This is a genomic window from Streptomyces griseoviridis, assembly GCF_005222485.1.
GTDB classification, from domain to species: domain Bacteria; phylum Actinomycetota; class Actinomycetes; order Streptomycetales; family Streptomycetaceae; genus Streptomyces; species Streptomyces hintoniae.
The window spans coordinates 570,637-583,859 of the sequence record NZ_CP029078.1 but is presented as its reverse complement, the minus strand read 5'-3'; the positions used below and the strand labels follow the sequence as shown (position 1 = coordinate 583,859).

The window sequence follows — 13,223 nt, the reverse complement described above, 5'->3', positions numbered from 1 at the left end:
AACAGATACGCCGAATATGCCAACAGACTGGCCGGAAAGTCGTGGTGACACTGTTTCGGCTGTGAACATACTCGACACTCAGGGTCTTCACATCGAGCGAAGCCACGATCACGCACAGCACATGAGCCGCACCGAAAGCGAGGCCTGCCGCGAGGCGGAGGACGCAACGGGGGAGCGAACGTGCACGACGAATTCCTGTGCCACGTCACCGCGTACGGCACCTGCGCGGGACAACGCATCGGCGTACCCCTCGGAACGTACCGGGCCCCCACCCTCGCCCTCGCCCTGTGGTGGCTGCGCGACCGCGCCAACTGGATGGCCGACCGCCTCGACCCGCAGCCCGAGGCCGACCACTTCCCGCCCAGCGCCCTCGTCCCGGTCGCGACGACCGTCGCCGACGTACCCGCCGTCCTACGCTTCTGGTGCGGCGACGACACCCAACAGGAACTGGTCGCCGAGGAGTTGGCCGCCGGACGCCTGGTGCGGATCGCCACCAGGGACGACACCACCGAGTACGAGCTGCTCGCCGAGTCCGTCGACGCCCTGCGCATGCAGCGCACCGTCCCGGCCCTGGTCGTCTCCGTCGGCTGACCTCAATATTCCTAGGTCCCGCCGCTCCGCCCTCGTGCCGCCCGCGCCCCCCGTGCGAGCAGCGCGCCGAGAAAACCCGCCACCAGACCCCACAGCGCGGCCCAACCCAGCGCGCCCCACAGCCGTGGCCTCAGCAGCAGCTCGCCCGCGAGGTTCCCGCCGAGGTCGCCGACGCCGAGCACGGACAGACCCCAGTGCGCGCGGACCCGGCCCAGCAGACAGACCGCCAGGACGGTGAGCGCCAGCGCGACCGCCGTCCGCAGCGCGTGCCGCCAGGCGGCCGTCCCGGCCGGTGGACGCGGAGCCGCGAGGACCGCGGCGGCCAGCACCAGCATCGCGTCCACGACCACCAGCCACCACACCCGGCCGTCGTGCGCGGCGAGCGTGCGCACGTCGAGCGTCGACAGGTCAGGGGCGCGCAGCACCTCCTCCAGGACGGGCGGCAGCGGCAGCCCGAACGGGCCCGTCAACCTGCCGTCCCAGGTGGCGCCGAGCCCGAGGGTGAACGCGAGCCAGGCCAGGTTCGGCAGGCCCAGCAGGATCACGCCGAACGTCTCGGCGGGCCGGCCGCGCGTCGCCGCGACGACCAGCGCGACACCGCCCGCCAGTACCACGCACGCGAGGAGCAGCGCCACCATGGCGTACGCGAGGGGCCGCGCCGCCTCCCGCAGACGTCCGAGGCGCCCGGCGAGCGGGGCCGACCGCGTCACCAGCAGAGCCACCACCAGCACCCCGGCCAGCCACAGCAGACCGAACAGCAGGGTCCGCGGCACCTCGGCCGTGAACCCGACCCGCGGCGACAGGCCGAAGACGTCACCGAGGCCGCCCAGCACACTGTCGCCCAGGGAGAGCGTGAACGTGTGACGGGCGGCGACGCCCAGCGCGGCCAGCGCGAGCAGCCACAGCACCGCGATCCGTGCCGCCCACAGGATGAGCCCCCCGGCGCCCCGGAACGCCCCGCGCCGCAGCGGGCGCAGGAAACCGGCGGCGACGACGAGCGCCCCGGCCAGCGACACGGAGAGCGGGACCACCGTCAGACCGGCGTCGGTACCGGCGAGCGACCCGGCGTTTCCGGACAGCTCGACCGAGCCGCCGACCGCCGTCACCACCGTCGCCGCGACGACCGGAGGGAACGCGCCCCGCGGAAGCCCCGCCGCACCCGCGGCCCAGAGCCCGAGCGAGGCGACCACCAGCATCGTGAGCGCCGCGGCCACCACGGTGACCAGCGCCTGGAGCCAGCCGTGCCGGACGGCGGCCTGACCTGAAGGGGTTCCGGTGCTCACCCCGGCCACGGTAGGCAGCACCCGCGCCCACCGCCCGCCGGCAGACCCGTCCGCGTCGCCCTCCACCCGGAGGCACCCCGCCCCCGGCGCCGGGCGGACCGCTGCTTTCGGACACGAAGCCGACTGCCGGGACGGCGCCGTCCGACGCGTCGTACAGTGCTCCCGAGTCGGCCGACGCAACACCGGCGCTCCGAGTCGAACGGGACACATCGGGCCCCAGGGGAGTGCGCGCCCCGACTCGGGGTACGAGCACGGGTGCAACAGCGTCCGGCCAGTCCGGCTTCCGAGAGAGAAACGCATGACCGATCACGTGGACGGGGCAGTGATAACCGCTGGTTTCGACGTGCCCGTGCAACCGCTGCGGCGAGCGGCGCACTACACCGGCGAGCCGGGATGCATCGCCGAGGCACGCTCCTTCGCTTCGCACTTCGTGGAGCAGCTCAGGACCGAGTGGTGCGCCACCATCGACCCCCGCGTCCAGGGCGAGGTGCTCCTCGTCGTCAGCGAGCTGGTCACCAACGCGGACCGGCACAGCAACGGTCCGTACATCCTGGAGCTGGAGGGCACCGACGCGGCCGTCGTCGTGAGTGTCTACGACAGCAGCGAGGCGCTGCCCCGCCGCTTCCCGAAGGACCCGGAGCGGATCGGGCGGCACGGTCTCGAGATCGTGCACGCGCTGGCCGGCCGGGTCACCGTCGAACGCATCCCCGTGGGCAAGCGCGTGGTCGCCGTGGTGCGCCTCGACGCCGTCTGAGCGCACCCGCCCGCCGCGGGTGCGCGCTCCCCGCATCCCACAGCCCGCCCGGAGACCACCGGACGGGCCGCACGTGTCGGCCCGGAGAGCACGGGCGGCCAGGACACCGGCTGTCGCCGGACATGACGGCAGGACACGACGGCAGAGCACGACTGTTGCCGGACACGACGGCAGGGAACGGCTTTGCTGTCGCCGGACATGACGGTGGGGCCGCCCGGAGGCGGCCCCACCGTCATGTGTCTCCTGTGTGGGAGTTGTCCGGTCGCTCAGGCGCAGCCCAGCTCGCCGAGCATGCCCTCGCGCAGTCGCGCGATGATCCGCTTGATCAGCCGCGACACATGCATCTGGGAGCACCCGAGCCGCTCGCCGATCTCCGCCTGGGTGGCCTCCTCCACGAACCGCATGTGGATGATCTGCCGGTCCCGCTCGCCCAGCTCCGCCATCAGCGGTGCCAGCGCGTGGAAGTCCTCGACGAGCCGCAGCCCCTCCTCCTCCACGCCGATGAAGTCCGCGAGGACCGCCTCGCCGCCCTCCGGGCCGTCACCGGTCAGCGCCGCGTCAAGCGACGACGAGTTGTAGCCGTTGGCGGCTATCTGCGCCTCGACCACCTCGCTGTGGGAGATGTTCATCAGCGTGGCCAGCTCGGCGACCGACGGCTCGCGGTCCAGCCTGCTGGCCAGCTCCTCACGGGCCTTGGCCAGCTCGACGCGCAGCTCCTGGAGCCGGCGCGGCACATGCACGGCCCAGGTGGTGTCACGGAAGAACCGCTTGATCTCACCGACGATGTACGGCAGCGCGAACGACGTGAACTCGACCTCACGCGACAGGTCGAACCGGTCGATCGCCTTGATCAGACCGATCATGCCGGTCTGGACGATGTCCTCCATGTCGTCACCGCGATTGCGGAACCGGCCCGCGGCGAACCGCACCAGCGAGATGTTCATCTCGATGAGGGTGTTGCGCGCGTACTGGTACTCGTGGGTGCCCTCCTCCAGCGTGGAGAGGCGGTTGAAGAACTGGCGGGACAGCTCCCGCGCGTCGCGCGGGGCGACGGCCCGCGGCTGCTCGATACCCGGCAGCGGCCCGTCGTCCGTCATGGTCCCGGCAGCCTTCGTCATGACTCCTGCTTCCGACCGGCTCACGGCGGTGTTCATTCCTTCTCCCACGAAGTCACGGTGAGACATGTTGTCTTCCTCGGGTCCTTCGGGGTCTCGCGTACCCCCACTTCGCGATCCCATGCCCACTTCATGGCGTGGTGAAGGAAATTGATCGGATCCGTGCGTTCTCTCACGTCTCGGCGCGCACCGCGACGATCAGTCCGTGCAGATAGCGTTTGGTCACCCGGCCGCCGTACGAGCCGTCGATCAGCTCCCGGAGGCACCCGAACAGGCCCTCGCGGGCGGCGGGTTCGAGGGCACGGTGGTTGGAGTAGGTGAGCAGGACGTCGAGGTAGCCGTCCGTCGTGTAGTCGATGTCCTGCTCGAACCGGCCCACCGTGACCGGCCCGTACCACGGGGACTCCTCGAACTCGGCCGTGTCGGTGGCCGTCCGCGACGACGGGAGCAGCCGCAGCCCCGGCGGGGCCGCGGGGTCCCACCGCTCGTAGCAGCGCTGGGCGCGCGCGAAGAACTCCGTGCTGCCGCCCGCCACATGCTCGGTGGCGACGACCGCGAGCCGCCCGCCGGGACGCAGCGCCCGCGCCGCCTTCGCCGTCCGCACGGCCGGGTCGATCCAGTGGAACGCGGTGGCGCTCACCACCAGGTCGTACGGCTCGGCGGGCGGCTCCCAGCCCTCGAAGTCCGAGACCACCACGTCGACCCGGGGGAACCCGCTCAGCCGGCGGCGGGCCACCGCCGCCATCGAGGCGCCCAGTTCCACACAGGTGATCAGGCAGCCGTACCCGGCCAGCGGGACCGTGAGTTGCCCTGTGCCCGGCCCGATCTCCAGGACCCGGCTGCCCGGCCCGAGCCCCGCCACCCGGGCCAGCTCCTCGACCAGGGCCGGGGGATAGCGAGGCCGCGCCCGGTCGTACAGCTCGGCCACCTCGTCGAAGCGCCGCCGCAACTCCGTCACCCTGACCTCCCGCCGCCCCACGCTCCGGACCTTCCGGACCTTCCGGGCTTTCCGGCCTGTCGTCCCTCTGGGCTCCGGCTCTCCTGGCCCTCCGGCCGACGATTCCACCCAGGGCAGAATGCCGCCCCCTTCCCCTGACGGCCAGGGAATCTAGGCTGGGAGGGTGAGCAGCCACGCGCCGAACGAAGCCCGGGTCATCCCCCTGCGCGGTCCGCGCACCGACCGGCTGCCGTCGCAGCCCCGGTCGGCCCCACGCACCGAACCGCTCTGGCGGGACGTGGTGGGTGACGTGCTGCGGCGGGAGCGGCTGACGCAGGAACGGACCCTCAAGGACGTCGCGGACGCGGCCCGGATCTCCATGCCCTACCTCTCCGAGGTGGAGCGCGGCCGCAAGGAAGCCTCTTCGGAGGTCCTCGCGGCCGCCGCGCGCGCCCTCGGTCTCACCCTCGCCGACCTGCTCACCCTCGCCCGGGGCGAGCTGACCCGAAGCGTGTCGCGGAGCGAGCGGAGCCGGAGCGTCCCGCCGGCCGAGCCGGGCCGGGACGCCTCCCCGGTCGGGCGGGACCGGAGCCTCGCCCGCCGCCCCGGCGCGGCCCCGGCCGTCCCGCCGTACGGCGGCCTGTGCGTGGCCGCCTGACGGCACCCCCGAGCCGGCGCCTCAGACCGTCACCAGGCGCCGGCTCAACACCTCGTCGGCCAGCCCGTACGCCACCGCCTCCGACGCGCTGAACACCTTGTCGCGGTCCATGTCCGCGCGCAGCAGGGCGGGCTCGTGGCCGGTGTGCCGGGACAGCACCTCCTCCACCTGCCCCCTGATCCGCACCATCTCCTGGGCCTGCAACGCCAGATCGGACACCGTTCCCTGGCGCCCGCCGCTGGCCGGCTGCCCGAGCAGCACCCGCGCGTGCTCCAGCACGAACCGCCGCCCCCGGTCCCCGCCGGCCAGCAGCACGGCCGCCGTGCTCGCCGCCTGGCCGACGCAGAACGTGGAGATCGGCGCCCGCACGAACGTCATCGTGTCGTAGATCGCCATCAGCGAGGTGTACGAGCCGCCCGGGGAGTTGAGGTAGATCGCGATCTCCGTCTCCGGGGACGCCGACTCCAGATGCAGCAGCTGCGCGATGACGACGTTGGCGACACCGTCGTCGATCTCGGTGCCGATGAAGATGATCCGCTCCGAGAGGAGCCTGCTGAACACGTCGTAGGACCGCTCGCCCTGCGGGCTCCGCTCGACGACGTTCGGAATCGTGTAGCTCCCCATGGTCACAGCCCCACCCGTCGCCGCGCGGTGGCGGGCCGCAGGTCGGCGAGCGACTCCACGACCGCGTCGACCATGCCGTACTCCTTGGCCTCCTCGGCCGTGAACCAGCGGTCGCGGTCGCCGTCGCTTGAGATGGTCTCGGCGCTCTGGCCGGTGTGCTCGGCGGTGATCCGCTCGATGGTCCGCTTGGTGAAGTCCAGGTTCTGCGCCTGGATCTCGATGTCGGCGGTGGTGCCTCCGATGCCCGCCGACGGCTGGTGCATCATGATCCGCGCGTTCGGCAGCGCGTACCGCTTCCCGGCCGCGCCCACGCTCAGCAGGAACTGCCCCATGCTCGCCGCGAACCCCATCGCGAGCGTCGACACGTCGTTCGGTATCAGCCGCATCGTGTCGTAGACGGCGAGCCCCGCGTGCACCGAGCCGCCGGGGCTGTTGATGTACAGGCCGATGTCGGTGCGCGGGTCCTCCTCGGACAGCAGGAGCAACTGCGCGCAGACCCGGTTGGCTGACGTCTCGTTGACCTCCGTGCCGAGGAACACGATGCGTCGGCCGAGGAGTTGGGCGGCCAACTGGTCGTCGAACCGGCTCGTGGCCGGCTCGCGGTCCTCGGCCCTGGGCAGCGGGTCCCGCGCGGGACCTGCGGTGGACGGGTACATGGGCGCTCCCTTGTCGAGTGGCGTCGCGACGGACGTCGTCGCACTCCTCACTCTCGGCCGGTGACCACCCGGAGCGCCGCTTTCTCGGCCGGTGGCAGATTCGCCGACGGCAGAGCGGTCGGCCACCGCGTGCGGGGCGGGGCGCCCGCGGCGATGATTTCGGGGAGCGGGACCGGTCCACACTCCTGACCACGTTTCGCCGGATTCCCGGATTCCCGGATTCCCGGATTCCCGGTTCCTGGCTGCCGGTTCCCAGGCTCCCCGGTCTCCGGGTCTCCCGATCAGGAGGTGCCCATGGCCACCGACGGATTCACCACCTGCCTCTGGTTCGACGGCCAGGCCGAGGAGGCGGCCCGGTTCTACGTCTCGGTCTTCGAGGACGCGCGCCTCGGCCGGATCAACCATTACACGGAGGCCGGACCCGGGCCCGAGGGCTCGGTGATCACCGTGGAGTTCACCCTCCGGGGACAGCGGTTCGTCGGGCTCAACGGCGGCCCGCAGTTCACGTTCACCGAGGCGGTCTCCTTCCAGATCCACTGCGCCGACCAGGCCGAGGTCGATCACTACTGGGAGAAGCTCACGGCCGACGGCGGCGAGCCCGGCCCGTGCGGCTGGCTCAAGGACCGCTACGGCCTGTCCTGGCAGGTCGTCCCCGACCGGCTGCTGGCCATGACGACCGACCCCGACCCGCAGAAGGCGGCCCGCGCCATGCGCGCGATGTTCGCCATGAGCAAGATCGACATCGTGGAGGTGGAACGGGCGTACGCGGGGGAGTGACCCCGCCGACCCCGGCGCTCCGGCCGGGGCTCTGGAACGGCGCCCGCCCTCCGACGCGCGCGGGCGCCGGAGGGCGGGCACCCGAGGGCGGGCGCTGGGCGGGCAGAGGACGACCTGTCCCGGCTGACGACCGTTCCCGGGTGACGACCGATCCCGGAGGTCGGGCAGATCGGGGCGGCCACGATCGGCAGACACCGTCCTGAGACGTCCGGGACCAGGACGGCGGTCCGGACCGCCGTCCTCAGACGATCAGGACCCGGCGGCCGCGGGTGTGCCCCGCCCGGCTGTCGATGTGTGCCGCCGCGGCCTCGGCGAGCGGGTACGCCTTCTCGACCGGGATGTGGAGCCGGCCGCGCGCGATCAGGTCGGCCGCCTCCGCGAGCGCGTCCGGCACGCTCCCGGCCGTCCCGGAGAAGTGGACGCCGAACTCCGGCGCGGTGAGATCGGCGATCGAGATCACCCGCCGCGGATCGCCGGTCAGCGCGACCAGCTCGCGGATCACGCCCGAGCCGGCCAGATCGAGTGCCGCGTCGACCTCGCCGAGCCGCCGCACCCGCTCCACCCACCCTTCGCCGTAGGTCGTGGCGAGGGCGCCGAGGCCGCGCAGATACTCCTGGTTCGCGGCCGAGCCGGTGCCGATGACGGTGACGCCGCGGTCCCGGGCGATCTGCAGCACCGACGACCCGACACCCCCCGAGGCGCCGCTGACCAGCAGTGTCTGCCCGGCCCGCACGCCGACCTCGCGGAGGACGCGCAGCGCGGTCTCCACCACGGAGGGGTACCCGGCCGCCTCCTCGAAGGTCAGCCCCTCGGGCATCCTGGCCCAGGCCGTCAGCACGGCGAACTCGGCATAGGTGCTCAAGCCCTCGCCGAACACCCGGTCGCCGGCCTCGACGCCTTCGACCCCCTCGCCGACCTCGTCCACCACCCCGGCGGCGTCGATCCCGACCCCGGCGGGCAGCGCGAGCGGACGGGTCGCGCGGAACTGGCCCTCGCGGATGCGCCAGTCGACGGGGTTCACGCCCGCCGCCCGCACGGCGACCCGCACCTGGCCAGGTCCCGCGTGGGGTTCCTCGGCGTCGGCGCAGCGCAGGACGTCGGGACCGCCGTACTCGGCGAAGCTCACTTTTCTCATGCCGCCGAACATAACCCTAACGGTTAGCTTTTCACAACGGTTGCTTGTTCGTAGCTGGTAGTGTGCGCCCATGACCGTGCCGACCGGACGCCGTGAGCGCAAGAAGGCCGCGACCCGAGAGAAGATCGCCGACACCGCCCTGCGGCTCTTTCTCGAACGCGGCTACGACGAGGTGGGCATCCGCGAGGTCGCCGCCGAGGCCGACGTCGCCGTCACCACGGTCTTCTCCCACTTCGCCGCCAAAGAGGCCCTCGTCTTCGAGCGGGACGCGGACTTCGAGCGGCGGCTCGGCCTGGCGGTCACCGGACGCGCGCCGGGCGAGCCGCTCCTGCCGGCGCTGCGCCTCGCGGTCCACGACCTGGTCAGCCACTGCACGGCGGACGGTGCGGCGCCGATCTGGCGCATGATCGAGGGATCGCCCGCCCTGCGGGAGTACGAGGAGTCGATGCGGCTGCGCCACGCGGAGTCGCTCGCGGCGGCCATCGCCGCCGACCCCGACCTGGCGAGGACCCCCACGGCCTGCCGGACGATCGCCCGGTTCGTGATCGACGCCTACGCGATCGGTCGTGAGGCGGCCGATCCGCCGGCCGCCGTCGACGAGATCTTCGAGATGATCGACGCCGCCTGGGCCGTCACCCGCCCGTCCCGCTGACCCGCGGGAACAGTCGGCGCTCCGGGGTCCGGTCAGGAGACGTCGTTCACCAGGACCGCCGCGCCGTCGAAGCGCCCGGCCTTGAGGTCCCCGAGCGCCCGGTCGGCCCGTGACAGCGGGTAGGCGTGGGTGGTGGCCCGCACCCCGTGCCTGACCGCCAGTTCGAGGAACTCCCGTGCGTCCGCACGGGTGTTGGACGTGACGCTGCGGATCTCCCGCTCGTAGAACAGCTCGCTCTCGTACCGCAGTCCGGGGATGTCGCTCAGATGGATGCCGGCGATGGCCAGCACCCCGCCGCGGTCGAGCGCGCGCAGGGCGACCGGCACCAGATCGCCGACCGGTGCGAAGAGGATCGCGCTGTCCAGCGGCTCGGGCGGCATCGCGTACGCGTCCCGCGCCGAGGCGGCCCCCAGGTCGCGCGCCAGCCGCCTGGCCGCCGCCCCCCGGGTGAGCACATGCACCGTGGCGCCCTGCGCGAGCGCGACCTGGGCGCACAGATGGGCGCTGCCGCCGAACCCGTACAGGCCGAGGCGCCCGCCCGGCGGCAGGGACGCCCGGCGCAGCGCGCGGTAGCCGATGATCCCGGCGCAGAGCAGCGGCGCCGCCGCCACGTCGTCGAGTCCCGGCGGCAGCCGGTGGGCGAACGCGGCGGGCACGGTCGTGTACTCGGCGTAGCCGCCGTCGGCGTCCCAGCCGGTGTACCGCGAGGCCGGGCAGAGGTTCTCGGCGCCGCGCGCGCAGTACCGGCACGTCCCGTCGGTGCTCCGCAGCCAGGCCACACCGACCCGGTCGCCCACCGTGAACCCGTCGGCGGCGGGGCCCGCCCCGACGACCTCGCCGACCACCTCGTGCCCCGGGGTCACCCCGGCCCGGTGCACCGGCAGGTCGCCCTCCGTGACATGCAGGTCGGTCCTGCACACCCCGCAGGTCCTCACCCGCACCAGCAGTTCGCCGGCCCCCGGCACCGGCACCGGCTTGCCGCCCCAGCGCAGCGAGCCCGCCTCGACGGGACCGGGGGACGGGATCGACCACGCGCGCATCGTCGCTGTCGTCTCCACCCCTCCAGTCTGGGGCGGAACGGGAGGTTCGGCGCGCGCTCGGGCGGGCCCGTGGCTAGCGTGAGGAGAGGGGGTGAACCGTCCGCGCACGATTCGGGAAGGGCCGCGGTCATGGCCGTTCAACCTGAGGGAACGCCCTGCTGGGCCGACGCGATGTTCACCGACCTGGAGGGGGCGAAACGCTTCTACCACGACGTTCTCGGCTGGACGTTCGGCGAGGAGCGGGCGGAGTTCGGCAGCTACACCCAGGCCTACGCGGACGGCCGGGCGGTCGCCGCCGTCGTCCCGCCGATGCCCGGACAGGAGGCCCCGTCGCAGTGGTGCCTCTATCTCGCCTCACCGGACGCGGAGGCCACCGCCGCCAGGATCGCGGAGCACGGCGGCACCGTCCTGATGGAGCCGATGCGGCTCGGTGGCCTCGGCACGATGTGCATGGCGCGTGAGCCGAGCGGCGCCGTCTTCGGCGTCTGGCAGGCCGGTGCGCAGGAGGGGTTCGAGGCGACGGCGGTGCCCGGCGCCTACTGCTGGGCCGAACTCCTCACCCGCGAGCCCGAGCGGGCGGACGCCTTCCTCAGCGCCGTCTTCCCGTACGGGTCGAGCCAACTCCAGGACGACGCAGTCGACTTCCGCGTGTTCGACCTCGGCCGGGAGCCGGTCCTCGGCCGGATGCGGATGACCGGCGAGTTCCCGCCCGAGGTCCCCTCCCACCTCAACGTCTATTTCGCGGTGGGGGATTGCGACGCGGCCGTCGCCAAGGCCGGTGCGCTGGGCGGGGTGGTGCGGTTCGGGCCGACGGACAGCCCGTTCGGCCGGGTCGCCGCGATCAGCGACCCGCAGGGCGCCCACTTCTCCGTGATCGACATCACCACGACCACGGGCGAGCGGCCCCGGGCCACGGTCGTGGACTGAACCCCCGCGCGGCCATGGCATGATCGAGCGCATGCGTGAACGTGTGGTGGCCGCGTGCGACGGCGCTTCGAAGGGAAACCCTGGACCCGCCGCGTGGGCCTGGGTCATCGCCGACGAGTCGGAGAGTCCGGATCGCTGGGAGGCCGGGCCGCTCGGCCGGGCCACCAACAACGTCGCCGAACTCACCGCCCTTGAGCGGCTGTTGACGGCGATCGAGCCCGAGGTGCCGCTCGAGGTCCGGATGGACTCGCAGTACGCGATGAAGGCCGTCACCACCTGGCTGCCCGGCTGGAAGCGCAACGGCTGGAAGACCTCGGGCGGCAAGCCCGTCGCCAACCAGGAACTCGTCGTCCGCATCGACGAACTGCTCACCGGACGCTCGGTCGACTTCCGCTACGTGCCCGCCCACCAGGTCGACGGCGACCCGCTGAACGACTTCGCCGACCGCGCCGCGAGCCAGGCCGCCGTCGTCCAGGAGCCGGCCGGCAGCGCGCTCGGCTCGCCCGTGCCGCCGCCCTCGCCCGACACCCCGAAGCCGGGCGGCGGAGCGCGCCGCAAGTCCGCCGCGGCCAAGCCGCGCGGCGCCGGCTCGGGCTCCCGCACCCTCAAGGCCAAGTTCCCCGGCCGCTGCCTGTGCGGACGCTCCTACGCGGCGGGCGAGACCATCGCCAAGAACGACCAGGGCTGGGGCCACCCGGAGTGCCGCACGGCCACCGTCTGACCGGCACGCCTGACCGGGCACCGCGCGGCGGGTGAGCCGTGCGGTCCCGCGGAGGTGTGCCGCGCCCTTCGCCATGCCCACACGCTGCTACTCTGCGTTGCCCATCGAACGCTCTGAGTCATCCCTAGGGGTGCGCGTGAAGGTCGCCTGTGTCGGCGGCGGGCCCGCCGGCCTGTATCTCTCGATCCTGCTGAAGTCGCGGGACCCGTCCCACGAGATCACCGTCCATGAACGCGGTCCCGAGGGATCGACCTACGGCTGGGGCGTCACCTACTGGCGCGCGCTGCTCGACAGGCTCCACGAGCACGATCCCGCCTCGGCCCGCGCCCTCGACGCCCACTCGGTGCGCTGGAACGAGGGCACCGCCCGGGTCCGCGACCAGGTCACCCGCAGACCGGGCGACGAGGGCTTCGGCATCGGCCGCCACCGGCTCCTGGAGATCCTCGCCGACCGGGCCCGCGCACTCGGCGTCCGGCTGGAGTTCGAGAGCGCGATCAGCGCCGACGACCTCCCCGACGCCGACCTCGTGGTGGCGGGCGACGGGGTGCGCAGCGCGCTGCGCGGCCGGTACGCGGAGCACTTCGGCACCGAGGTCACCGACGGCCGCAACCCGTACATCTGGCTCGGCACCACCCAGGTCTTCGACTCCTTCACCTTCGCCTTCGTGGAGACCGGGCACGGCTGGATCTGGTGCTACGGCTACCCGTTCGACGCCGGGCGCAGCACCGTCGTCGTCGAGTGCCCGCCCGAGACGAGGGCCGGGCTCGGCCTCGACCGGATGTCCGAGGCGGCCGGCCTCGCCGTCCTGGAGGGACTCTTCGCCGACGTCCTCGAAGGGCACCCCCTGATCGGCCGCTCCGACGGCGCGGCCGGCGCCCAGTGGCTCACCTTCCGCACGGTCACCAACCGCACCTGGCACCGCGGCAACCTCGTCCTGCTCGGCGACGCCGCCCACACCACCCACTACTCGATCGGCGCGGGCACCACCCTCGCCCTGGAGGACGCCGTCGCGCTGGCCGGCGCCCTCGGCACGCACGCCGCGCTGCCGCACGCCCTCGACCGCTACGAACGCGAACGCAAGGCCGCGCTGCTGACCGCGCAGAGCGCCGCCCGGCACAGCGCCCAGTGGTACGAGAACCTCACCCGGTACATCGACCTGCCCCCGGAGCGGATGTTCGCGCTCCTCGGCCAGCGCCACTCCCCGCTGCTGCCGTACATCCCGCCCCAGCTCTACTACCGGCTCGACCAAGCCGCGGGACGGCTGGAGAGCCTGCGCCGGTTCAAGCGGTGGCTCGGCCCGCGGCTCGCGCGCGCCGCCCACGCGCGGGAGCTGTCCTCCCGCGACTGAACGCC

General features: G+C 73.0%; 15 protein-coding genes. 8 read left to right on the top strand and 7 right to left on the bottom strand.

Translation table 11 applies throughout. The annotated features are described in order from the left end of the window. Nucleotides 1–180: 180 nt before the first annotated feature. On the top strand, nt 181–591 hold the full coding sequence (locus DDJ31_RS02450) for a hypothetical protein (protein WP_127181951.1): 411 nt from the start codon (nt 181–183) through the stop codon (nt 589–591). An 11-nt stretch (nt 592–602) separates the two neighbouring features. On the opposite strand, the gene DDJ31_RS02445 is transcribed toward DDJ31_RS02450, so the two are convergent. Beyond that, nucleotides 603–1,874, bottom strand: coding sequence for a streptophobe family protein (locus tag DDJ31_RS02445; protein WP_127181952.1), 1,272 nt, complete (start codon nt 1,872–1,874; stop codon nt 603–605). Between the two features lie 298 nt (nt 1,875–2,172). Here DDJ31_RS02445 and DDJ31_RS02440 point away from each other — a divergent pair, with 298 nt between their 5' ends. Beyond that, nucleotides 2,173–2,628: an ATP-binding protein gene (locus DDJ31_RS02440; protein WP_127181953.1), complete on the top strand. Its 456-nt coding sequence runs from the start codon at nt 2,173–2,175 to the stop codon at nt 2,626–2,628. Between the two features lie 266 nt (nt 2,629–2,894). Here the strand turns inward: DDJ31_RS02440 and DDJ31_RS02435 are convergent, their stop codons facing one another. Next, the gene (locus DDJ31_RS02435; RefSeq protein WP_127181954.1) at nt 2,895–3,782 is read right to left on the bottom strand and encodes an RNA polymerase sigma factor SigF; all 888 of its coding nucleotides are present in this window, start codon (nt 3,780–3,782) and stop codon (nt 2,895–2,897) included. A gap of 133 nt (nt 3,783–3,915) precedes the next feature. Beyond that, entirely contained in the window at nt 3,916–4,701 is a 786-nt protein-coding gene (locus DDJ31_RS02430; RefSeq protein WP_127181955.1) for a class I SAM-dependent methyltransferase, read from the bottom strand. Nucleotides 4,702–4,864: 163 nt separating this feature from the next. On the opposite strand from DDJ31_RS02430, the gene DDJ31_RS02425 reads away from it, so the two are divergent. Beyond that, on the top strand, nt 4,865–5,338 hold the full coding sequence (locus DDJ31_RS02425; protein WP_127181956.1) for a helix-turn-helix domain-containing protein: 474 nt from the start codon (nt 4,865–4,867) through the stop codon (nt 5,336–5,338). 21 nt (nt 5,339–5,359) lie between these two features. Here the strand turns inward: DDJ31_RS02425 and DDJ31_RS02420 are convergent, their stop codons facing one another. Together DDJ31_RS02420 and DDJ31_RS02415 are read right to left on the bottom strand one after the other, a co-directional pair. Beyond that, nucleotides 5,360–5,962: a ClpP family protease gene (locus tag DDJ31_RS02420; RefSeq protein WP_127181957.1), complete on the bottom strand. Its 603-nt coding sequence runs from the start codon at nt 5,960–5,962 to the stop codon at nt 5,360–5,362. Nucleotides 5,963–5,964: 2 nt separating this feature from the next. Further along, a complete protein-coding gene (locus DDJ31_RS02415; RefSeq protein ID WP_127181958.1) occupies nt 5,965–6,618 on the bottom strand; it encodes an ATP-dependent Clp protease proteolytic subunit in 654 nt (217 codons plus the stop codon). A gap of 294 nt (nt 6,619–6,912) precedes the next feature. Here DDJ31_RS02415 and DDJ31_RS02410 point away from each other — a divergent pair, with 294 nt between their 5' ends. Continuing rightward, nucleotides 6,913–7,395 (top strand): VOC family protein, encoded by a 483-nt coding sequence (locus DDJ31_RS02410; protein ID WP_127181959.1) that lies wholly within the window; start codon nt 6,913–6,915, stop codon nt 7,393–7,395. 241 nt (nt 7,396–7,636) lie between these two features. On the opposite strand, the gene DDJ31_RS02405 is transcribed toward DDJ31_RS02410, so the two are convergent. Next, nucleotides 7,637–8,530 (bottom strand): NADP-dependent oxidoreductase, encoded by an 894-nt coding sequence (locus DDJ31_RS02405; RefSeq protein WP_127181960.1) that lies wholly within the window; start codon nt 8,528–8,530, stop codon nt 7,637–7,639. Between the two features lie 70 nt (nt 8,531–8,600). Here DDJ31_RS02405 and DDJ31_RS02400 point away from each other — a divergent pair, with 70 nt between their 5' ends. Beyond that, complete coding sequence (locus DDJ31_RS02400; protein WP_127181961.1) at nt 8,601–9,182, top strand: TetR/AcrR family transcriptional regulator; 582 nt, start codon at nt 8,601–8,603, stop codon at nt 9,180–9,182. 32 nt (nt 9,183–9,214) lie between these two features. On the opposite strand, the gene DDJ31_RS02395 is transcribed toward DDJ31_RS02400, so the two are convergent. Further along, a complete protein-coding gene (locus DDJ31_RS02395; protein WP_127182993.1) occupies nt 9,215–10,222 on the bottom strand; it encodes a zinc-binding alcohol dehydrogenase family protein in 1,008 nt (335 codons plus the stop codon). A gap of 129 nt (nt 10,223–10,351) precedes the next feature. On the opposite strand from DDJ31_RS02395, the gene DDJ31_RS02390 reads away from it, so the two are divergent. The 3 genes from DDJ31_RS02390 to DDJ31_RS02380 all read left to right on the top strand — a co-directional run bounded on the left by DDJ31_RS02390 (nt 10,352) and on the right by DDJ31_RS02380 (nt 13,218). Continuing rightward, nucleotides 10,352–11,149, top strand: a complete 798-nt coding sequence (locus DDJ31_RS02390; protein ID WP_127181962.1) for a VOC family protein — start codon at nt 10,352–10,354, stop codon at nt 11,147–11,149. A 19-nt stretch (nt 11,150–11,168) separates the two neighbouring features. Beyond that, the gene (locus DDJ31_RS02385) at nt 11,169–11,870 is read left to right on the top strand and encodes a ribonuclease H family protein (RefSeq protein ID WP_127181963.1); all 702 of its coding nucleotides are present in this window, start codon (nt 11,169–11,171) and stop codon (nt 11,868–11,870) included. A gap of 136 nt (nt 11,871–12,006) precedes the next feature. Continuing rightward, nucleotides 12,007–13,218: an FAD-dependent monooxygenase gene (locus tag DDJ31_RS02380; RefSeq protein WP_171480761.1), complete on the top strand. Its 1,212-nt coding sequence runs from the start codon at nt 12,007–12,009 to the stop codon at nt 13,216–13,218. Nucleotides 13,219–13,223: the final 5 nt, after the last annotated feature.

Bases quoted from the DNA above. Each gene is read 5' to 3' on its own strand.
- DDJ31_RS02440 (WP_127181953.1), top strand. From the start codon at position 2,173: ATGACCGATCACGTGGACGGGGCAGTGATAACCGCTGGTTTCGACGTG.
- DDJ31_RS02435 (WP_127181954.1), bottom strand. From the start codon at position 3,782: ATGAACACCGCCGTGAGCCGGTCGGAAGCAGGAGTCATGACGAAGGCT.
- DDJ31_RS02410 (WP_127181959.1), top strand. From the start codon at position 6,913: ATGGCCACCGACGGATTCACCACCTGCCTCTGGTTCGACGGCCAGGCC.
- DDJ31_RS02405 (WP_127181960.1), bottom strand. From the start codon at position 8,530: ATGAGAAAAGTGAGCTTCGCCGAGTACGGCGGTCCCGACGTCCTGCGC.
- DDJ31_RS02390 (WP_127181962.1), top strand. From the start codon at position 10,352: ATGGCCGTTCAACCTGAGGGAACGCCCTGCTGGGCCGACGCGATGTTC.
- DDJ31_RS02395 (WP_127182993.1), bottom strand. From the start codon at position 10,222: ATGCGCGCGTGGTCGATCCCGTCCCCCGGTCCCGTCGAGGCGGGCTCG.
- DDJ31_RS02385 (WP_127181963.1), top strand. From the start codon at position 11,169: ATGATCGAGCGCATGCGTGAACGTGTGGTGGCCGCGTGCGACGGCGCT.
- DDJ31_RS02400 (WP_127181961.1), top strand. From the start codon at position 8,601: ATGACCGTGCCGACCGGACGCCGTGAGCGCAAGAAGGCCGCGACCCGA.
- DDJ31_RS02415 (WP_127181958.1), bottom strand. From the start codon at position 6,618: ATGTACCCGTCCACCGCAGGTCCCGCGCGGGACCCGCTGCCCAGGGCC.
- DDJ31_RS02420 (WP_127181957.1), bottom strand. From the start codon at position 5,962: ATGGGGAGCTACACGATTCCGAACGTCGTCGAGCGGAGCCCGCAGGGC.